Source organism: Bradyrhizobium sp. WSM3983, from assembly GCF_000473045.1.
Taxonomy (GTDB): Bacteria; Pseudomonadota; Alphaproteobacteria; order Rhizobiales; family Xanthobacteraceae; genus Bradyrhizobium.
The window spans coordinates 18652-39667 of record NZ_AXAY01000004.1; the positions used below are offsets into that span (position 1 = coordinate 18652).

General features: G+C 57.5%; 18 protein-coding genes. 9 read left to right on the forward strand and 9 right to left on the reverse strand.

Annotated features, from left to right (window positions below):
* Nucleotides 1-62: 62 nt before the first annotated feature.
* The 3 genes from YUA_RS0107405 to YUA_RS0107415 form a co-directional block, all read right to left on the reverse strand.
* Complete coding sequence (locus tag YUA_RS0107405) at nt 63-422, reverse strand: hypothetical protein (protein ID WP_027530101.1); 360 nt, start codon at nt 420-422, stop codon at nt 63-65.
* A gap of 520 nt (nt 423-942) precedes the next feature.
* Complete coding sequence (locus tag YUA_RS0107410; RefSeq protein ID WP_027530102.1) at nt 943-2250, reverse strand: phosphoribosyltransferase; 1308 nt, start codon at nt 2248-2250, stop codon at nt 943-945.
* 3 nt (nt 2251-2253) lie between these two features.
* Complete coding sequence (locus YUA_RS0107415; protein ID WP_156947071.1) at nt 2254-3411, reverse strand: hypothetical protein; 1158 nt, start codon at nt 3409-3411, stop codon at nt 2254-2256.
* A 309-nt stretch (nt 3412-3720) separates the two neighbouring features.
* Here YUA_RS0107415 and YUA_RS43630 point away from each other — a divergent pair, with 309 nt between their 5' ends.
* On the forward strand, nt 3721-4323 hold the full coding sequence (locus YUA_RS43630) for a hypothetical protein (protein ID WP_156947072.1): 603 nt from the start codon (nt 3721-3723) through the stop codon (nt 4321-4323).
* Nucleotides 4324-4697: 374 nt separating this feature from the next.
* Nucleotides 4698-5852 (forward strand): hypothetical protein, encoded by a 1155-nt coding sequence (locus tag YUA_RS0107425; RefSeq protein WP_156947073.1) that lies wholly within the window; start codon nt 4698-4700, stop codon nt 5850-5852.
* A 67-nt stretch (nt 5853-5919) separates the two neighbouring features.
* On the opposite strand, the gene YUA_RS0107430 is transcribed toward YUA_RS0107425, so the two are convergent.
* The 3 genes from YUA_RS0107430 to YUA_RS0107440 all read right to left on the reverse strand — a co-directional run bounded on the left by YUA_RS0107430 (nt 5920) and on the right by YUA_RS0107440 (nt 9138).
* On the reverse strand, nt 5920-6966 hold the full coding sequence (locus YUA_RS0107430) for a serine protease (RefSeq protein ID WP_198029381.1): 1047 nt from the start codon (nt 6964-6966) through the stop codon (nt 5920-5922).
* Between the two features lie 47 nt (nt 6967-7013).
* Nucleotides 7014-8024, reverse strand: coding sequence for a GH25 family lysozyme (locus tag YUA_RS46805; RefSeq protein ID WP_156947074.1), 1011 nt, complete (start codon nt 8022-8024; stop codon nt 7014-7016).
* Nucleotides 8025-8139: 115 nt separating this feature from the next.
* Nucleotides 8140-9138, reverse strand: coding sequence for a DUF4238 domain-containing protein (locus YUA_RS0107440; RefSeq protein ID WP_027530107.1), 999 nt, complete (start codon nt 9136-9138; stop codon nt 8140-8142).
* Between the two features lie 195 nt (nt 9139-9333).
* Here YUA_RS0107440 and YUA_RS0107445 point away from each other — a divergent pair, with 195 nt between their 5' ends.
* The 4 genes from YUA_RS0107445 to YUA_RS0107460 all read left to right on the forward strand — a co-directional run bounded on the left by YUA_RS0107445 (nt 9334) and on the right by YUA_RS0107460 (nt 13718).
* Complete coding sequence (locus YUA_RS0107445; protein WP_027530108.1) at nt 9334-9519, forward strand: hypothetical protein; 186 nt, start codon at nt 9334-9336, stop codon at nt 9517-9519.
* Between the two features lie 227 nt (nt 9520-9746).
* Complete coding sequence (locus YUA_RS46810; protein ID WP_051383123.1) at nt 9747-10649, forward strand: DUF2971 domain-containing protein; 903 nt, start codon at nt 9747-9749, stop codon at nt 10647-10649.
* Nucleotides 10650-10785: 136 nt separating this feature from the next.
* The gene (locus YUA_RS0107455; RefSeq protein ID WP_027530109.1) at nt 10786-12453 is read left to right on the forward strand and encodes a DUF262 domain-containing protein; all 1668 of its coding nucleotides are present in this window, start codon (nt 10786-10788) and stop codon (nt 12451-12453) included.
* Nucleotides 12454-12665: 212 nt separating this feature from the next.
* Nucleotides 12666-13718, forward strand: coding sequence for a hypothetical protein (locus YUA_RS0107460; RefSeq protein ID WP_027530110.1), 1053 nt, complete (start codon nt 12666-12668; stop codon nt 13716-13718).
* On the opposite strand, the gene YUA_RS43645 is transcribed toward YUA_RS0107460, so the two are convergent.
* Nucleotides 13715-14995, reverse strand: coding sequence for a DNA cytosine methyltransferase (locus tag YUA_RS43645; protein ID WP_063627778.1), 1281 nt, complete (start codon nt 14993-14995; stop codon nt 13715-13717). The two genes, YUA_RS0107460 and YUA_RS43645, sit on opposite strands and share 4 nt — an antisense overlap.
* 174 nt (nt 14996-15169) lie before the next feature.
* On the opposite strand from YUA_RS43645, the gene YUA_RS0107470 reads away from it, so the two are divergent.
* Genes YUA_RS0107470 through YUA_RS0107480 form a run of 3 tightly spaced genes read left to right on the forward strand, consistent with a single transcriptional unit; the run spans nt 15170 to nt 18250 of the window.
* A complete protein-coding gene (locus YUA_RS0107470) occupies nt 15170-16393 on the forward strand; it encodes a hypothetical protein (RefSeq protein WP_027530111.1) in 1224 nt (407 codons plus the stop codon).
* Nucleotides 16393-17805 carry a DEAD/DEAH box helicase gene (locus YUA_RS0107475; protein WP_027530112.1) on the forward strand — a complete coding sequence of 471 codons (1413 nt, stop codon included), beginning with the start codon at nt 16393-16395 and terminating at the stop codon, nt 17803-17805. Before YUA_RS0107470 ends, YUA_RS0107475 begins: the two co-directional genes overlap by 1 nt.
* A gap of 13 nt (nt 17806-17818) precedes the next feature.
* On the forward strand, nt 17819-18250 hold the full coding sequence (locus YUA_RS0107480) for a very short patch repair endonuclease (RefSeq protein WP_027530113.1): 432 nt from the start codon (nt 17819-17821) through the stop codon (nt 18248-18250).
* Between the two features lie 422 nt (nt 18251-18672).
* On the opposite strand, the gene YUA_RS0107485 is transcribed toward YUA_RS0107480, so the two are convergent.
* A complete protein-coding gene (locus YUA_RS0107485) occupies nt 18673-19689 on the reverse strand; it encodes a hypothetical protein (protein WP_027530114.1) in 1017 nt (338 codons plus the stop codon).
* Complete coding sequence (locus tag YUA_RS43650) at nt 19682-20836, reverse strand: hypothetical protein (protein ID WP_051383124.1); 1155 nt, start codon at nt 20834-20836, stop codon at nt 19682-19684. Before YUA_RS43650 ends, YUA_RS0107485 begins: the two co-directional genes overlap by 8 nt.
* Between the last annotated feature and the right edge of the window lie 180 nt (nt 20837-21016).

Here is a 21016-nt window from a genome sequence, read left to right on the forward strand (position 1 = left end):
GTCTCTCTGGTGTCACATGTGAGATGCCGCAACGCAAGATGATGGTTGGTAGGCACGTCCACCTAGGTCTCCTCTTCGAAGCGTTCGGCCCATTCTCTGTCGGCCTCCGACCGTTTGAGACGATCAAACTCGTCGGTCAGCTTCTTTAGCGTCGCGGCCTTGGCAGTCATGTCGTACTCGTCGGAAGCGAGTTGTTCCGGATCGAAGAAGATGAATTTGTCGGGTAGTTCCGACATCCCGATGCCGAGCCGCTGGCACGTCGAACGCATCTCCTCGCGTTGCGCGTAGCCGACCCGACTCGTACCGAGCGCCTTGTGCATTCCAGCCTTGCTGATGCTGAAAAACCGCTTATCGGTCGAGCGGCGGGCCTGAACGTAGAAGCCTTGTAGCGCGTATTCGACGAATGTCTTGGCCTTGGACATGGCTTGCCTCGTAAATCCTGTCCTTTAAGCCGAAACCCCTTGTTTGTAAACAAGGGATTTCAACTGAATTGGGTCGGGTGCGCTAAAACCCGTAGACGATTGCGGAAATTTGATCTCGGATTAACGAAAGTGCTCGTCTTCGAGCGGGTGTGCAGGTCGCCTGGCATCCACCGCTGGCTGCCACCACGAACGATTGCCGGGGTTGCCGCATCTCGGCGTTCGTTGAGCGTCACCCACACGTGGGGTGCGCTAACGCAATCTTCGGAAAGAGGAAGACAATCAAGAAAGCGAGGGCGATTCGATCCGGTTTAATCGCAGCCGAACGGGAAGCGTGCACCCCAGATGTGTTCCCCGGCTATGTAGGTCCTATATACCGGATCCCGATAGGATCACAGCGTCCCTGATCGAGAAAACTACGTCGCTTAGCGACGAGGGTGGTAATGGCGCCAAGGCTGAGATCCGGCAGGGTCCATCGAGAAGCAGGACGCCTGAACATTGAAATCATGCTCCAGGCGTTTTGCTACGGCTCCGTCGGCTTATGCCGCGCAGCCTGATATCTTCTGACCATTCGCTCGAAGATGTCCTTGGATACCTTTAGTTCGTCCTCAGCGCTTCCAAGGACATATGCATCCTTCAATCGTCGGAACGCCGCGTTGCCTCCGCTCTTCCACGGAACGCGCACACCGAGGTTCAGCGTCATGTTGGGCATATAGAGAACTTCTTCACCCAAACGCTGCTTTGCCGCACTGGTACCTACGATCACCATCGCGCGAACATCTGCCGAAGGATACCTGGCACACACAAACTGCCGAACCTCGGAAATCGCTTCGCCGCTTCGTGCGATGTCGTCGACGATGACTATTCGCGCCGGCCTGGCCTTGCTGTTTCTAGTTTCGGAGAACTGCAAGCCATCGAAGCGACTGACAAGAGCGTGGCCAAATTTTAGATCTTGTCCGAACTCGGCATCCAGGAGCTTACCAACGACTTGCCCTCCTCGGTCCAGGCTCACTAGCAAGTCCGGCTTGTAATCGAGCAACCGACTTCCAAGGAGCGCGAGTCCATCAATCGCGCGCGTCTCGATGACTACGTCTTCGTGCTCCGCCAAAAGGTGAGGATCATAGACGGACGGTTTGTGCGCGATCTCATTGCGAGCCTCCCGCATGACGGCTTCGAACTGAGCCTCAAGCAGTAGAGATTCCGCGTCGCCGTCTTTGAGGCGGCGCTCCAAAAGCAAATCCCAGGACTCCAACAGCATGGATGTCGTGCGCGCCTTCAGAAACTGATTCATAAAGTTAGTGTCGAAAGCGGATTGCAAGAAGTCGCGAAATCGTACGCCGATGAAACCCGTGTTACCGAGCGTGACTTCTATCTCGGCCAAGCAGTCGACGAGCAGGCCACCCAGCTTCAAGGCGGCCTTCTCCAAAAGCTGCTCGGACAACCGGGCGCTGGCAAAATGCGCGCTTGCCGTTTCGATGGTTGGAGCAAAGGGTACTTCCCAACCTTTGTGAACAACAGGTCGGACCAGCGGAGCTTTATCCAACTGTTCAGAAGCCTTTCGGGCTTGCAATCGACTGTTCGCCTCCGCGAGCAGTGTCCTAGCCTCCCGAATACGCGCCGTACCATTGGTTAAAGCGGCTTTGGCGGTGGTTTCCGACACCTCCTCGCGCAGCAACTTGCGGGCATGCGCCGCGGCGTCCGCGACCCCCTCCGCCAGAGAAGTGAGTTGTCCTTCCGACAGGCGCTCGAGATTTTCGCGAGCCTTGTCGTCGAGGCGGCGCGTTGCCGGCACAAAAGTAAGAATGGTATCTATCAGGTCGGACTTGGACATTAGTTAGTGCCTCACGTCCTCGGCTGCTGAAAACAGCCCGTCAATCATATCATTCAGAGCGGCTGCCGTCAGTGAGGCGCCTTGCAACACGAGATCTCGTTCATTCTGATCGAGCATAATGCCCGCAAACCCTAATTTTATCCTATCTATTTCGTCCAAGGCGGCCTTCCTAATTGCCGCATCCGCATCCCGGGCCAGCTCCGAAAGTTCACCCAAGCGCTTTTCCACGACGATCCCCTCGACGGCGGGGCTGACCAAATCGTCGATTAAGCCTTCGAGCTCACTATGCAATTCCTGGTCCTGCTCGGCACCTATCAGGAGTAGCAGTGACAGAGCCCGCTTCATCGCTTTAAGCGAATCCGCGGAGCCTCCAGCGGTGCCGCTCACGACGAACTTGGCTATGTCCTTCTTCAAGAACTTAAGATAGCGGGAAATTTCCGGGATCCCAAACAGGTTGCGGGGAGGACCGGCCGCGGATATGACGGCCTCCTGATGAACGTGGCTCCGTTGAAGCGCGCGTCCAGAGAAATTCTTGTTTACTTTCAATATCATAGTCGTTGTCGGCATCATCCCGTATTTGGGAACCGACCACAGGAAGTCAAGCTTCACATAGGTCACAGTCTCGTTGGCGAGCTGTCCTAAGGCTCCCTCGAGGTCCGTAAAAGGCGCAGTGAAACGGGTGCCATTCCAATTCACTCGAACCAGCAGTTTGTCCAACGGCGCGCCAAGACGAGCAGCAATGAGCGCCGGCATCGAGGCAATCGCCGAGGGGAAATACTCGCAAAAGTCCAAATCGGAAATCGGGACGGATTTACCTAGAAACGTCGCACTACCGCTAAGGCAGATCGGATGGGTTTCGCAAAGCAGAACCTGTCTTGCAGTCGCGACTAGATCCTCCAAACGCTCTGTACCAGGGAAGACGCTCACCAGGTTGAAAGGTACATAGATCTCGACTTCGCCGACAGAGCGCTTGAGATAGCCTACATTGTTAGGGTCCGTCAGAAACGCCTTATCGACGTCCGTGCCTTGGGCCAGCGTCGCCCGAACGTTCACGATCGACGCGACGAGATCGCGATCGTTGGGAGATGGACTGGACTTCAGCGCCGCGCGAAGGAATGCGACTGGAGAAATTGGAGCAGGATTGTGATCGCTGGAAGGCACGTTGCTCTCTCCGGATGGCAGGTTGATACGGCTACCGATCGGTTGCCCGGTCGATATTGATCCCGGACGACGTGACGGAGCGCCACTAGTGATATCCCTAGTAGAGAAACCAGAAAAGGCTGGACGGCGTCCTCGGAGCCCCAGGCCGCCAATGCTGGCCGGGGCAAGCATACCCTCAGCCTCGCGTTATCTTCGGGCCAACTGGATAATCTCATATTCTGACTGAGGGGCGAACCTGGAATAGGCCATCCGACGATCTGACCACCTTCGCAGTCGCACTGCGGGCTCCCGGTCTTGACGGAGATACCTGTGGCCACAATCGTTCTCGTACACGGCATCAACCAGCAATTTGAATCCGCGGACCAGCTTGAAGCGGCCTGGCGCCCAGCGATCGCGGGTGGCGTACGGGAGGCAGGCGGTGCCCAGCTTGCCGATGCGATATTGCGGGGCGAGCTAAGCATGCGCATGGCGTTTTACGGAGGTCGTTTCCGTCTGCGTGCCCAAGGTGGCGGATCTCAACTCTCGGAATTCGAAGGAGATCCGTTGGCTGAAGCCATCGCAAAGGAATGGCTGAACCGCGCGACCCAATCCGATCGAGAGAACGTCCGACTGGTTGCCGAACGAGAACTCGGAGCGATGTCGGCACATGAGGCCGGCCAACAGGGCACCGGGAGCCTAATCAGGTCGGCAATCGCCGCTCTATCGCAGGTCCCTCTACTTGCCGACACCGGTTTGGCCTTCGCAAGCAGCTTCCTATGGAGCGCCCTCGACCAAGTCACCTCCTACTTCAAGAAACCCGAGCTGCGCGACTCGATCATCCGCGATGTCCTCTCCCTCGTGACGACCGAAACGCGGGTCATAATCGGACACCCCCCAGCTCGGGACGGACGAGATGAACGAGAATGCAGATGACTTCCTTCTCTTTTCCGGCACTCGCCAGAGCGATCCGGCTGCGGTAGACGTCGTCGAGAGTCGGGAATAGAGTCGTCGCACTACCGCTTGAGCGGGAAGGATGCGACGCAGTCGACGGCTGACTGCGGCAATGGACGGCTGAAAGAACCACGACGCTTGACAGTGACTATCTCTGCTGGAATCGATCATAGGTAGATTTACGCGCGGAGGTTATTATGCCTGCGAAAACGCCGTGTTTTATTTCGTTCATTTCGTTCGTCCTGACAACTGCAGCGGCAGCACAGGGCCTTCAGGTCATAGGAAACGGTCCACTCGGTCCGATATGCGCGGGTCCATTGGGGCCAGGCCCGTGCGCGCAGGTCCAGCAATGGATCATGACGCATCCCGTGCCTCCGCCGGCCATCATGCCTCTTCCCGGCCCAGCGGTTGCGCCGCTCCCTCCCCCGCCGCCCATGCTTCCGCCGGTCGCTCCCGCTCAATCCGTCGGCGGTTCCGGCTTCACGCCGCCTCAACCAGGCGCATCATCACAACAGATCGCCGTCGCCTGCGCCCGCGCTCGGGGTGCCGATGTCGCCGGCTTCGTAGAATGCACGGGGGCCGAGGTCATACTACAGCAACGCGATCACTCGGTCCTCGATTGCGCGGTTTCGTCGAGAACGAATGCGGATTTCGCCCAGTGCGCCGCCACTAGGGCGGGTATCACTCTAAACAGAGACCAACGCATTTTGGCAAGCTGTGCAATGAAATCGGGCGGAGAGGACGACGATTTCATTTCGTGTGCGAGCTCGATCGGCGGAAATCATATCACGCCTCAGCAAAGGCAACTTTTGGACTGCGCTGCCGACGCCAACGACACGTCCGATTTCGCATCTTGTGCCGCCCGAAATTTCATCGGTTCAAGACTGACAAAGGAACAAGCCGTCGCGGTCGAGTGCGCGGCGGACTCAGGGGCGGACTTTCAGCAATTCGCCACGTGCGCCGGCACCAAATATCTCAAGATGAACCTCAATCCCGAGCAGCAGATAGCTCTCCAATGCGTTGCTACGACGGGTGGCCAGCCGTATGCAGCGGGCGGTTGCATGGTCAGTAGGTGGACCGCCAGAGAATTGCAAAAATGCTTCCAGCACGGCTTCGGCGGCAGCGACGGTTGCTTCGGAGACAACAACGACCTGGTTGGCAGGAACGGTTGGATCGCGCGCACATTCGGTGAGATCGCAGGCGGCCCCAATTCAGTAATTCACAACCCTTCTCAAATTTTTGGAGGTCCGAACTCGGTCTTCAACAATCCGTCCCAACTCGCCGGTGGTCCGAACTCCATCATCAACAACCCGAGGCAGATCTTCGGTGGACCAAACTCGGTCATCAACAATCCAGGGCAGATTACGGGTGGTCCGAACTCCGTGATCAACAATCCGGGACAGATCACAGGGGGCCCCAACTCGATCATCAACAATCCGGGTCAAATCACGGGCGGCCCCAACTCCGTGATCAACAATCCTGGTCAATTGCTACCCAAGATAAAGTTCTAAGACACTAAACTGACTCGATCGTCGTCCGGCAATCCATGTGGCGCGACCGAGGACCGCTTGCGGCTGGCTACTCGCAACCAGCCAGCGCCGAGGTGGGTGCGGCGGCAACGCGCCTCTGTCGGGTACCGACAATCATGTCGATCCAGCCGCGTCTCTGATCGAATATCGGGCCGCTAAGAAGGCTGTAGTCGAAACTCATCGACTTCTTATCCGGCGAAATGACCGGCGTCGGAAACTGGAGGCTCGGCGGATTCAGGCTTTCGCGCCCAACCCCCTCGATCGCCTCGATGACGAACCCGTCACGCGCCGGAATGACGTCGTGGTAAGACTTCACGGTATCGTTCAGCAGGTCGTGATCCGTTTGTGTCCGGGATAGAGCATCCGAGACATGGATGATATCGGACGCCTGCGCGTGCTCCTGAACGCCTGTAGTAGATACGTCCGGGGGAAGAATCCCACTTATCGAAAGCACCGGCACCGCGAATTTGATCCCGTTGACGGGTTGTCCTTCCCGGCTTGTGATCGCGCCGTAGACAATTCCGATCACGCATCCACGCGCATCGACGACCGGACCGCCACTATTGCCCTTATCGACGAGGGCGTTCGTGGTTATGGCATCTTTCGCGACGGATCCGACCCGTCCATCCAAGAAATGCGCATCCGGAAGACCCAACGGATAACCGAGCACGAAAAGCAACTCGCCCACCTTGGCTGGGCTGCGTCTCAAGGGGAGAACCGTGAGGGCCGGAGGCGGCGTCACGAACCGCAACAGGGCGACGTCGTAGGAATCGCTTCGCTTGACCAGTTCGAGACGGGAAGGCTTCGCATCCGCGGTCGCCGGACCCAACGTCCCACCCAGGATCAGCGTCTTGTATTTGGCATCGTCCGGGATCACGTGGCTCGCCGTCAGCACGTAGCCGCTTCGGCTGATGACGAAGCCCGTTCCGTCCTCACCGCCCATGGACCCGTCTTCGGTCACCCCGACAGCATGAATGCGGACGACTCCGGGAGCCTCTGTCGCGTAAATCACCGGTCCCGTGTCGCCGTTCTGCTGCGCCCATGCAGGCTGCGTCAGGCAGATAGCCGCAGCGGCAATAAAGCCGATCCGAATCAATCGAGGAGTCCTGCGTCCCTCACTCACCTGCTCCGACATGGTCGCGCCTACTTTAGCGAACTGGCGAAAGACGCGGCGTCCCCAGCGAAAACATCGGCATCGACCGCATGCCCTGGGGGCAGCCCTCCTTTTTCGGCCGTCGCCGTGAAGCTGAACTGCCAGAGATGCCAGTTGCCCTTGTAGTTATATGGTTCTTCGACCTTCAGCCCCTTCGAGGATAAGTCGCTGATCCACACCCGGTATTGAGACAGCGATTGCTCGATCGTACCCGCCTTGCCAATGCGCTCTTTCCACCAGAGAGGGTTCGTGTAAACGATCGGCACTTTCTTCGTTTGCGTCTGAACGACCTTCAGCCATGCCTGGACGCGGCTGAGTATCACGCTCCCGTCGGTGCCTTCCCAAAAGTCCTTCGACTTTCCATCGGCTCCGACGATGACTTTCCCCGACGCGTCGGTGCGGACATCCCACTCCACGTCGAGTGAAGGCGTGAGATCGTCCTTGCCCAATTTCGAACCGACCACATCAAGGAAGTTCTTCGCCTGATCCTCGCCGGACCCGTCCGCCGAAAGGAAGTGAAAAGCGCCCACGTCAATCTTCTTCCCGGCCGGAAGCGCTCGAATGCCTTCGAGGTTGGGGTCGAAGGATCGGTCGTAGTAGCTAACGCCCTGCGTGGCCTTGAGGTAGGCAAACGCGACCTTCTGATCGGCAAGCGAGGTCCAATCGACCTTGCACTTACATTTGTCGGTCAAGTGATGCGAGATGTCGATGCCGAAGATCTGATTGGAGCGGGGGTCTTCGTCGAGCACCGGGCTGCGCCAGATGGCATCGTGAGCGAAGCGGAAATTCGCCCGAAAGGCGAACTGGCTGAACTCTCCAGACGGGATCTGTCCTTCGACGATCTGTCCCATGAGCTCAAAGAGCTCTCCGCGCGACGCGTCGTTGGTCAGCGGCGTCTTGCCGTCCTGAGCCGAAGCGGACAGCGCGCTCGCGCCGGCGAAAGAAATTGCAACGATGAACGTACGGATCGGGCTACCCCGACGATGAAAATTATCAAACACGATCGCCTCCTGAAATAAGGTTGCATCGTACTGAAACTGCAATGTCTGGGCAACAAGCGGATTGATTTTTTTGCTAGAGCGCCGAGTGCGATGACCGGTCGGCCCAGGAAGCCGCCTATTCAGCTTTGAAGGTCAAGACCTTACCGTCATCGACATTTTTGCCGCCGGCCAAGAACACCTCGTCCGTGCTGAGATGGGCACCGCTGCCGACTTCGTCCGTTGGGCCGCGTCTATAGTAAAATAGCGCGTCGCGTCCGAAGACTTGGTCGTTACAGTTGCTTATGAGCAAACTGTTGATCCCCGCGACCGTTTCTCTGTCCGCTTCGATCGCATTCTCCTCGCCATCGAAACGGCCATGGAGCGCGAGCTTTGGCGAAAGCGGGAAAATAACTTCCGTGCCCGGCAAACTGAAACCGGGCGAAACGTTGCCGTGATCTTGACCATCGGCCCACCGCAAGCAGACGGGATGATCGCTTGTGACGAAGCCTCCCGAATCGTCATCGGCGACAAGCATCTGCCATTTCCTGCCGTCGTATAGCTTCACCAGCGGATCGTGCCACTGGAGTTCGACGAGAATGTTGAACTCCTTCGGCGGCGCTGGAGGCTTGAACAATTCCGGTTCGTTCTTGAACCATCCCTTCATTTCCTCGTATGCGGGCGCCGCAAGTCCGTCCGCTGCCATCGCCGCGACGAACTCGGCGTACTTGTCCTTCGTCTCCAGCCCAGCACCTGCGACGAGTTGTCCCGCGCCACGATATATCTCGCCGACCGCGGCCCGCTGCTTCGGATTGCGCAGCGTAACGGATGCGATGAGGTTCAGTATCGCGTTGCGGTCTTTCTCGTCTCCCAGCGACCGGGTCGACTTCACCTTATCGAGGACAGGTGCCATTTGGCCTTCCATTTCGGAAAGCGCTTCTTCGACGGCGAACGGATTAATATCCTTGATCGCGACCAAATTGAAATAAAGTTCACCGCCGACTTTGTTCGCGGGCACACGGAAGAATTTGGCACGCTGCCGATCAACAACATAGAGTTGCTTTCTCTGGTTCACAAATCCGCGCAAATAATACTGGGGCACGTAGTGCTGTATCTTTGCGTTCGCCTTCCTCGCCATAGCGCTAGTCTTTCATTCCATGCGCGCGACCCAATAGACGCTCGCCGGGTGTTTGCGGGAAGTATCAGGCCGGACGTCTTCAAGGCAGCTCCACGGCGTCGCGGCCGGGCCGTGACGCCAGGTTGCGCGTACTCGATATAGGGTGCTGGACGGCCTACGCCACGTGCTAAGGCCTAGTCGTCGTCGATGCAATCCATGCGCAACCGGACCACCTTGGTCGGACCGCGTGCGTTCACGCACGGAACCGTCGACATCGCGAAGGCCGATCCCGACCGTAAGGCGGACTGGAAGCTGCTCAACAAGCTGCGTAATGATCTGACGCACTGCTTGGCCGACGAGAACATCGTGGCACCAAAGCGTCCACCCATCGCATGCCGGTGAATAGACGGCCGAAGCGAAGCGGAGGCGGAAGGATGGCACCCGCTTTCGAGGCAGTGATAACGACGCCGGAACGCGAGACCCGACAGCGAGTGCAGTTGCGAGACCGCGGCTGGTTAAGCTCGGGCATAGGTCAGGCGGGTTTGGGCTGGTTGCAAAGGCGCTATTGAACGTTTTACGAGGTAATCTGACTAACAAGGGCAGTCATCCCGCAATCGCGGAATTTCTCGATGCCCCTTCCGCCGCTATATAAGTACCTGGATGTTGACGGAGCGAAGAAAACGCTTGGCGGCCAGTGTTTCAAGCATGCAAAGCCGTCCACGTTCAATGACAAAGAAGACTTGACCGTAGCCGGCGTGTTTCCTGGAAACCTCGCCGATGCGCTCAAGAGCATCCAAGCGAACCTTGGAGAGATGATCCTGACGAATATCGACAGGCCAGTGGCGTGTTCGAGCCCGTCCATGCGGCAGACCGTGACCAAGCTGCAAGATATCTTTCGGGCCAATCCGAAGGCCGCGCCGATTTTCGTTCAAGAACTCAAGAAAACGCCGGAGCTGCTAAAGCTGGATGTAAGCAACGTCGAGCAGCTCGCACAGAGCACCATCGACGGCATAAATGAAATGATGCAGAGGCATCGCGTGTTCTGCGTCACCACCGAAAAGGATGCGGAGAAAATGTGGTCCGGGTATGCACAGGACCATATGGGTATTGCGTTGCGTGTCCTGGCCGGGCCCGGCAGGGACTCAAAGTTTGAGCTGTTTCGGCCTGTGTCATACCAAGAGAAGCGCCCGACAATATATCGCGATGGCGGGCACTTTATGTCCTGGACCTTGTTCGAGGATCAAGAGGCTTCGGCTCGTGCAGCTATGCACGACATAATCTACACAAAGACATTGGACTGGCAGCACGAGAAGGAGTACCGGCTCGTCATTCCGCTCGATAAGAACGAAGAAGATTGGAGCCTGCTCAAATTTCATCCCGAGGAAATCACCGAGTTATATCTCGGCCTTGCGATTGACGAAACAGACAGAGCTGAAATCGTAGAGAAAGCTGTTGCCATCAACCCAGCTATCGCCACGTTTCAAATGAACCGTGATGCGGAAGGGCGGCTGGTGCCTGAAGTTGTGACGTGACACCCGAATGTATATTCGCGTGCTCGAGGTCCAGCAGTAGGGCGCTTTGAAGTGTGCTTCGCTTCAAATGACCAGGGGTTGCGGTATCTCGCAGTCTCGCGCAGAATGACCCTGAAATTCCTGCCGGGGGCTATTAATGCGTTTGCCGCAGCCTACTCACCTCAATTATTCGGCTTTGACTGCTGACATCGAGCGGGGCCGGATCAAGATTCCGCAGTTCCAGCGGGATTTCGTATGGTCGGTCGAGCGCTCGGCCAAGCTCTTGGACAGCGTCGTCAAAGGGTATCCGATCGGCACCATGATATTCTGGGCGACGCGGGACCGACTGCGCAGCGTTAAGAATATCGGCGGCATCGATCTGCCTCCTCCGAGCGAGGGCGAGGTTGTTAAATACGTTCTCGACGGGCAGCAGCGACTGACGAGCCTGTTTGCGGCCTTGAAAGGACTGTCGGTTGCGCGGGCGTCCGGCGCACTCGATGACTTCTCGGCGATCTATCTCGATTTGGCCGCATCGGAGGATCAGCAAATCGTTGTCACCGACCTCACGGGCCGGGACGCCGCTTTGTGCATTCAGCTTCGCGATTTGCTGGGCGGCTCGCTGAAAAAGCTCGCCTCGTATCCGGAGCATACGCACGCGAGGCTCGATGAATATAAGCGCCGGATCGAAGCCTACGATTTCGCGATCATCGAAGTTCAAGACGTGCCGATTGACGTAGCAACGGAGATATTTACCCGGCTGAACGTCGGCGGACAGGCCCTCTCCCTGTTCGAGATTATGGTAGCCAAGACCTACGACGAAGCCAGGCAGTTCGACCTCGCGGAGAGATTCGAAGAGCTTGTCGGCCGGCTGCAGACAATCGATTACGAGACGGTCTCGGCGGCGACGCTTTTGCAGCTGGTGTCGCTGCTGCTCAAGAAAGATTGCAAACGCCAGACCGTGCTGAATCTCGCCAAGGGCGAATTTATCGATACGTGGCCCCGCGCGGCGGATGCGGTTGAGCGGGCGGCAGAGTATTTGCGAAACACCTATCGCATTCCTGTGTCCAAACTTCTCCCCTATAGCGCCTTGCTCGTGCCGTTCGGGTATTTCTTTTTTCATCACCAGGACAAACCTGCCGGAGAGCAAAAGAAGGAGCTTGAGGATTTCTTCTGGCGATGCTCGCTTGCGGGGCGGTATTCGTCTTCGGTCGAGAGCAAGCTTGCGCGGGACGTTCAGCGCATCGATGATATTCTCGCGAACAAATTGCCCGAGTACGACTGGGCAGTCGATCCGTCGCCTGCGTTTCTCTTGAAGAACGGTTGGTTCAGCACCAACCGCAGCTTCGTGAAGGCGCTTCTTTGCCTTTACGCATATCACGAGCCTAAATCGTTCAGCGACGGCGCGGCCGTTCGGATCAGCAACGATTGGCTAAAGCAGGCCAACAGCCGCAACTACCACCACTTCTTTCCGAGAGCCTACTTGGGCCGAAAGGGCATCGAAGAGATAGAAGCCAACAACGTCTTGAATATCACGATCGTGGATGACTACTTGAACAAGCGCCGCATCAGGGACAAGCCGCCGTCTGAATACATGCAGGAATTCAAGGACGAGAATCCGGCTCTCCCGGCCACGATGGCGACCCATCTCATCCACGACATGTCCGCGTTCGGCGTGTGGAGCGACGAGTACCGAGTGTTTCTTCAAAAGCGCGCCGACGCTGTGAGTCAGGAGCTTTCCAAGAGGATCATTCCCCGAGAATCCGATAAGCAGGGACAAGCCTTCCGAAGCGATGACGTCGAGGAAGAGACGGCGGGATTTGAATAGCTGCCGCCTCATCTCGGTTCAGAGTGAGCCTTCGGTTTCGATGATACGTGTTCCGTCACCAACGCCAGAACCGCACGCTGTCACATGCGCGCCGCTACTGCAAAGCAGACTCCAAGCTGCATATACGCAAACTGGCGCCGTTTCCTTGAGGGCAGAGCCGGCCGGAGACCACCGAGGCCACGCTGTTTACGGACACGTGGATTACCGGCGAGGTGCCCGACCTCGGGCCATATGCGCTGATCAACACGATCGCCCATGCGGGACAGCACGGCGGCCGCGCTCTTCGCCCAGCGGTCGTGCTGCGGGTTGTTCATCATTACGATCCGGCGAAAGACCCTGCGTATCAGTCGCCCATGCAGAATGATTTCGATCATTATCATGGTGGCGATTCCACGGACGAGATTGCGGCGCTTGCGGCGCTATTCCTTGGCATCAGGCTCAAGGCAGGCGGAGTAAATCGAGAGTTCCGCGGCGAAGACGACCGATTTGGGCGTCCAACTCAGTTTGGCGGAAAGCCCGATCCGCTGCTCTTGTTGGAAGGCCGGCCGCAGATTCCCCGGTTAGCGCTTCCGGCAAATCTGAATGAAGGGCTCGCGCCGCTCCATGGCTTTCAAGACCGCAGCATCGAGCATACAAACGCTCTGATCAAAGCGGCCCGGCAGTACCAGCAGGCGGTATGGATCGCAGACTCCGATCCCTCGCTTGCGTGGCTGATGCTGGTCTCCGCTATCGAGACGGCTTCTCTGAGTTGGTCTTCTGCAGTATCTGCCGTCGATCAGCTTGAAACGGCCTTTCCGGATTTAGTGGAGCTTATCGCAAGCAGCAATCCGGAGCTGATTGGCCCCATCGCGGATGCCTTGAAGCAGCTGACGGGTTCGACGAAGCGCTTTGTGAAATTTATCGAGGCCTTCGCGCCGCCGCCTCCTGCAGCGCGGCCGGAGACTTATTTGCGCTTTCCGTTTGAGCCCGGCGACCTGCGCAAGGCCACGAGCTTGATTTATGGACACCGGTCGAAGAGCCTGCACCAAGGCACAGCGTTTCCTTTGCCTATGTGTGAAGCGCCGCAAATCACACGGGTATCGGAAACCGAGTTGCAGGTTCAAGAGAAGCCGCAGGGCGTTGCGATGTATTCCCGCAACGCGCGCTGGAAGGCAGACCAGACGCCTATGCTGCTCAATACCTTCGAACACATCGCCCGCGGCGCATTGCTGAACTGGTGGAAATCGCTCGCGGTGGGCGCCGATGAGCGGCCCGTTGCAGTCTAATGCCGAACGCGCCGCCGCGCTGCTTTGCGCCTGGTACCGCTGGATTTGGATTTGGCTTTCCTTCGGCGGCTTTCAATATGGGAAAGCGCAGCCGTGCCTACGGCGCGCGCGACAGGAACCGGCACTGCGTTTCCTACCTGCGTGTAGTGGGCGCCCAAGCTCGAGCCCGCAAAAATGAAACTGTCGGAAAATCCCTGCAGGCGCGCGGCCTCGCGCACCGAAATTGTGCGCTGCTGCGTGGGATGGATGTAGGCTCCCCAATGCGGATCGCACTTGGTGAGCAGTGTGGAGGCATGGCCTTTGCGGGACAGCCGGCCATAGCGCTTCGTATGATCGTTCGGCTCCGCGCGCTGCATGCCCGCTGGCAGAAGCCTAAAAGGAATGTTGCGCCAGTTTCCGCCCTCCGGCACATGGCTGATTCTGGCAAGCATGGGCTCTGTTAGGGCGTGGCAAATGTGATTGTGAATGGATCTGATGCGACCGCGTGCCTTCCGCTGGTAGCTGCTCTTGGCTTTTCTCTTGAGCGGTACGCCGGGAATCTTGCCGCCTCCGCTTCGAAGCACGGGCAGGTCGCCGATCGCTTGTTCGACTGTCACCGTGTGCGCACGGCCCCGCTGCTGTTCTTTGTCGTCAGCCTCGGGACGCCTCACGCCAGGCGCCGGGCGGTGCGACGGTTTGGGCAGCAGTGCAGCGGCTTTGCCGACGCGGCTCGCAACGATGAATACGCGGCGCCGAACTTGGGGGGTGCCAAATTCCTCAGCGGACAGCACGCGAACGGCGATGTCGTACCCCAGGCGCGAAAGCTTCTTCGCGATTTCCGCGATGACGCTGTTGTTTCCAATCGTGAGGATGCCGGGGACGTTTTCCATCACGAGCATTTTCGGCTTCAGCTCTTTCACTAGCCGAAGGTAATGCCTGAAGAGGCCGGCGCGCTCGTCGTCCGCCGATCGCTGGTGGTTGTTGTAGCTGAAGCTCTGGCAGGGCGGTCCGCCGATAAGGCAATCAAGCTGGCCCTTTCGGAGGCCGCACTCATTCAAGATGTCTTTTGCCTTCAGCTTGGAAATTGGGCCGTGAAAGAAGGACGCTTCAGGGAAATTGAGCCGGAAGGTTTCGGCCGCGTCAGCATCAGCATCGTTCGCGGCCAGGATCGCCCAGCCCGCGTCGCGGAACCCGGCGGCTAGGCCGCCAGCGCCAGCAAACAGGTCAACGCAAGTCGAGCCACCCGCCTTCTTAGCAGTGCGCTTATGGAGGACGATTTTAGGGACAACAGGCGGCATTGGCGATCCCGGCAGGCAGCAATGCCCAAAAGATAGGACCGATTCGCCAACGCTTGCTGAAGGATAGCACGAATCCCCCAAACAAATAACGGCTACCCGGGCAGACATTGACTCCTGAGCTCTCTTGCTTCATCTTGCTACGAGTTGCTGGAGCAAGATTTTGGAGAACATATCATGATCAATAGCACAGATGCAAACGGAAAGCGCACATATTTTGAACGGATCGGCAGCCAGGACTGGGAACTGACCGAGGAACTACTCAACGTCCATGACGAGGTGTCGCTCTGGCCGGACAACCCCCGCCTGCAAACTTGGCTCCCGGTGGCCGGGGTGCGTTCCGAGCCGGATCTGGAAGCGGCGCTGGAGGAAACCAACGGCTACGACACGCTCAAGAAGTCGATCCTCGACCTCGGGCAGATGGAGCCGATCTACGTCTGGCGGCCGAACCCGCAGTCGAAGTTCCTGGTTCTTGAAGGCGCAACCCGCGTGTCGATTTTGCGTCAGCTCGACCGCAAATACACGACCGGCCTGAAGGAAGGCACCTTCCGCCGGGTGAAGGCCAAGGTGCTTCCGCCGAACTTCGGCGAGAAGGAGCGCGCGATCCTGCTCGCGCGCATCCACGTCCGAGGCTCGGGCGTGCGGGAATGGGGCCGCTACATCGAGGCCAAGTTCATCTATGAAACCGTCGTCGGAAAGAACGGTCAGGCGCCCCTGATGAATCAGGCGCAGATGGCGCAGTACATGGAGAAGTCGGAATCGTGGGTGAACCGGCTCAAGAACGCCTATGAGTTCTCGCTGCAGTTCATCGAACACATCGACGACGAAAACGGCCCGAAGATCGCGGCCAAATCCTTCAGCATTCTGGAAGAGCTCAGCAAGGCGAAGGTGATCGGCTCCCAGCTCCGCGAATACGACAATGCCCAGCATGACACTCTCCGGCATGACGTCTTCGAAATGGTGCGGAACGACGTCTTCAAGGAATACCGCGAAGCGCGCTTCCTGAAGGAGTTCTATGACGACCACGACAAGTGGGAACAGCTCAAGGGCGGCGAGCGGCACATCGCCAGCCGGCTTGCCACCGAAGTGAAGTCGAACGCGAGCAGTCCCAAGGCGAAGATTTCGACCATCCCGCAGATGATCAAGCGCTCCATCGAGCGCGGCGAAACGGAATTCGGTGAGGACGATGTCGAGGCGCTGCAGCAGGCTCTCGACCAGATCACTGACCAGATTCACCCGGGTGTGCGACCGTTCCGTGTCGCGCTGAAGAAGATGACACGGACGCTGACGGAGGCAAGCCTTGCCGACGTCAAGGCGCTGCCGGCTGACGAAGTGTCTGAATTCCGGGAGGCGCTCGATTACTTCAACGACCTCATCGGCAAGCACTCGAAGGCCGCTTGATGCCTGTGGAGCTTATGCAGCATCAGCGCGACGGGTCCGCGTTCCTGGCCGATGCCAGGAACGGCTTGCTCGCCTTCGAGCAAGGGCTTGGAAAGACACTCGTATCAATCGACGCCTTCAGGACGGTCTTCAAGGCTACCCGTGCGGATAGGCTGCTGATCATATGCCCCAACTCGCTGAAGCGGAACTGGGTTGCTGAGTTCGAGAAATTCGCGCCAGAGTTCGAGGTTGCAATCGCGGAAGGATTGCCCCGGCAGCGAAAGAGCGTTTTTTTAAGCTCCAGGGCCCCTGTGGTGATCACCAGCTACGAGACGGCGCGGTCGGAGGTAACGGCTCTGCTCGCCTTCGTGCAGCGTCAAAAGACGGCGCTTGTGCTGGACGAGTCGCATGCTGCCAAGAATTGGAAATCCCTTACCTCGGCGGCTGCGCGGCAAATTGCGCCGCACTGCGCGTTCCGGTGGCTTCTTTCCGGCACGCCGGTGACCAACTCGCCGAGCGATCTCTTCACCCAGATCGAAATCTTGGCGCCAGGTGAGCGGCTCTTGGGATCGCAAGAAACTTTTCTAGCCCGGATGGAGGAAGATCCGAAGGCCGGCTTCGCAAAGCCGATCTTCGACAAGATGATCTTGCGGCGGACGAAAGAAGACTGCCTCGATCTGCCCGAAAAAACCTTCGTCGACATCCGTGTCGAGCTGCCCCGTTGGCAGCGCAAGCTGTACGACGATATGCGGCATGAAATGATTTGCGAAATTCAGGCCATGACCGGAGAGCAGTACAAGGTGTTCGCGTCGACGGCCTTAGCGCAGCTCACGCGGCTGATTCAAATCGCAAGCAACCCCGCGCTGCTCGTGGAGGGGATGGAAGGCGTCCCGGGCAAGTTTGAGGTACTGGATGGAATTGCCGCCGACATCCTGTCGGTCCCTGGGCGGAAGATTATTGTTTGGTCGAATTACGTTAAGTCGGTTGAATCCTTGCTGGACCGGCTTGGCAAGTTCGGCGCCGTCGCGATTTATGGGGGCACGCCGAACAACGAACGGCAGGCGATCGCCGGGCAATTCCAGAATGATCCGGCGACAAGGATCATGGTCGCCAATCCCGCGGCCGCCGGCACCGGATTTACGCTGACTTCTGCCGCCTACACCATCTATGAGACCCTCTCTTGGCGATACGATCACTATGCGCAAAGCCAGGACCGCAATCACCGTATCGGCCAGACAAATCCAGTCACCTATCTTCGCTTGCTGGCTGCCGACACAATTGAAGATGCAATCGTCAGAGCGTTGGACCGAAAATCAGCCATGGCGCGAAGCCTGCTCGGCGACCGCGATGACGAGCCGGCGGTGTCGAAACTGACGAAGGAAGAGATGTGCGAGCTTTTGCTGTCCAATAAGGTGCCGGAGCGAAACCACTAGCAGGAATTGCCGAATGGATATCTTTACGCCAGCCAGGCGCTCGGAAATTATGTCCCGGATACGCTCAGTTGATACTTCGCCGGAAGTCAGGCTTCGAACCCAGCTTTATCGGCTCGGTCTGCGCTACCGGAACAACGTGCGCGAGCTTCCAGGCAAACCCGACATTGTTTTTCGCAAGTACAAGTACGCCGTTCAGGTTCGCGGCTGCTTTTGGCACGCCCACAAGGATTGCGGGCGCTCGAACCGGCCGGCAACGAACAAAAGCTATTGGCTTCCCAAGCTCGCCCGCAATGTTGCTAGAGACAAGAAGAACGACGCGGCCCTTCGTGCATTGGGCTGGAAGGTTAAAGTTGTGTGGGAGTGCGACATCGCTTCGGCGTCGTCGCTCGAAAAGGTCGCTCGAAAGATTTCAGACGAGGTAATTTCGCGCGCATCCAAGCAATGAGGTGGAGACGCAAAAGATATTGTTATAACTGCGCCGCCTATCGCCGTTTTCGCGCCGCCCAGAGTCTCATAGGACTTCCGGCAGGCAGGGACTTCGCAGCAAGAGCCTCATCCGATGGAAGCATTACTCCGAATCATTCCGGAGACGGAACAACCGATGAACGCGTTCGGTCGAATGGCGGGAAGGGCCCCTCAAAATTCACGATAGAGGAAGTTAACGTTGGGCTCTGGTCCCTCGCCCCTCCGCGGCTGCAAGTATAACAACAGAGCGCGAGGGAATTTGCTTAGCTCAGCAACGTCGGTAAGACCAATTCGCTTCGTATACTTCTGTCGCACGGCAAGTTGTCGTTCGCCAGGCGGCTGAAAGCACGGCATCGTGAAATCTTGCGTCGCTTGCACCATATCCGTAACAACTTGTCTTAATCACGACTTTGTCTTTCTTTTTCGAATTCCAGATTTCTTGACGCGCTTCTTCTTAACCTTGGGCTTCTTAGTTTCCGCGCCAGGCCTTAGGACAAGGTCGCAGAGCGCTGGCAATTTCTTCTCCCACTTTTCGTATTCGGGATCGGTAAGGCCATCATGCGCAAGGATGGCAAGCCGTGCACGATCAAATACCAATCCTGCCAAACGCTGCGCATCCCGCAACATACCTTCTGACATTTGAAAGGGCGTGGTGAAAGACCTCACGGGCGTCACATGCGACAGCGGCCTCATCCACTTCTTGAGACGCTCGAGGTCCAAATCATTGAACTTATTCGGCCAATCATTTCCACACGCGCATTGGCCTAGAACGAAAAGATGCCCCCGTCTCGCGTCCATCGCATCTGCCCAGACGATGAAATCCACGCCCTCATCCCCGCCAACCGACGTGTCAACGGGCATGCCCTGCTCGGGGTCCCATATCCACTCCCCCGTTTCCTTCTGCACGCTTTCCATCGCCTGTTGGAAAGTCTTACCGACAACATCATCACGCGGTGCGCCAACGTGTATCGCCTTGGCGTGCTTGCCCAAGTACGTCCGCACAAGCACCGCACAAATTCGCTCGAAGCTTCGAGGTAATTGGGTGTATTCACCCGTCGTGATGTCCTTCGCCAGGGTTATAAGAAGGCAGAACTCGTAGAACCGACTCTTGCGCGGCTGATACACAAGCCGACCATCTTTTATGTCGAAAGGATAAGCGCCTTTCAACATCGCTGACCGTTCACTTAGAACATTGCTTACGTCGCCAACAGCCGTATCAAGCTTCAGATCACGGCTTTGCCACGCAGATAGATGGGTTAGTGCAGGGTCGTAATCGTCCAAGGCATCCGCAATACGATCATCTTGAATGCCCGAGTCGATTACCACGGATCCAAATTTAATCGCACTCAGCTCCGTCTGATCCGCGTTACTTATTATGCTTTGATGAAAGTTGCGGTTTGTATGAATATCTCTACTCATCGTCGCCGTTGCTTATCTCTTGGAGCCGCTTTTCTAACGCTCCTGCCGACTGTCGATTCATACCGGCAGGCCGGAGAAATCCTGTTGCAACCGAAACAGGAATCGTTTGCTCGCTTAGTCCGGTGATCAAGTCGGATTGTATCTCTCGAATCGTCGCTAAGCCTCGCCTCAATCGTTCTTCTAAAGGCTGAGTTACACGATCAATTTGCGCGATAGTCTTCCCTTGCTCTAGGAGGGTCACCTTTTCTGGATCAGCCAGAGCGGCCGCCAAATTCCCTAGCTCGCGCGAGTCGTCGATGGCCGCACTTTGCCCTTTGCTCTTGTCGCCAAACATCGCACTGGCTACGAGCGCCGCCTTCGCAAGGTTCTTTTTTGCTACGGGCTTAGATCGATCTTTCGATGCGTCCAAGTCGAGAAAGGAGCGAGTGGCAGAATACCCAAGGAGCGTGTAGATCCAAGAAAATGGGTATTCCGAAACGCTGCCACGGCCTCGACGCTGACTGTTCTCAGGAATGAACTTTCCTTCGTCGATCAGTTGATTGACGAAGTAATATCCTTCCAAGAGGCGCTCCGTAGTCCGATACTGATCTCCAATCATTGCCGTCACGTCTTCTAGGCTGAGTTGACCGTCACCAACCACCTTCGCAATCCATGCGGCCTTGGCGTAAGAATCCCAAGGTTGAGAGCCGGCGATATGCCGAACTCCCAAGTAGGAGAGAAGCTCGGTTGAACTTGCCTTCGCGGCAAACTCAATTACGGGTACCGGATCAATCGACTTTTGGCCGTGCTCATTCCAAACCTTCTGCGCTTCCTGAGTCCGGTTCGCATGACGAGATGCACGGGGGTCGCCAGCTAAGATGAGACACGCGGCGAGCCGCCGATTCCCTTCGATTACAACCGCCTTGCCCTTGTCCCCGGTCCTGCAAACCATCGGCTCGGCCTCAAAGTAGCCGTTCACCGAAAGCGAGCTCAGAACGTCATCGATTCCAAACTTATCGACAATGTGGTCAAGCACTGCGCTCTGAGTACGGAGTTTCCCCTCTGGAAATCCAAAACGGGGGTTCAACGCATCGAGCTGGAGGTCGGCCAGAGGCCTCTCCGTCGAGACGCCCCCCGCCATCGGGGCTGATACTGGCTTCTTTGACATTACGGACGTCCCAGTGGATGCAGCATTTTATAGCTAACACCTTACTGGACAACTACCCTGGAGGAAATCGAACAGCCGGCCCAGTAAGGCGCGAGCCACCATCGACCACAGATGCGGATGAGGAGGCCAGCAGCCTTCCCCGGGACGCCGGTATGCGTTTGGAGGTTTCGCAGTCTCACG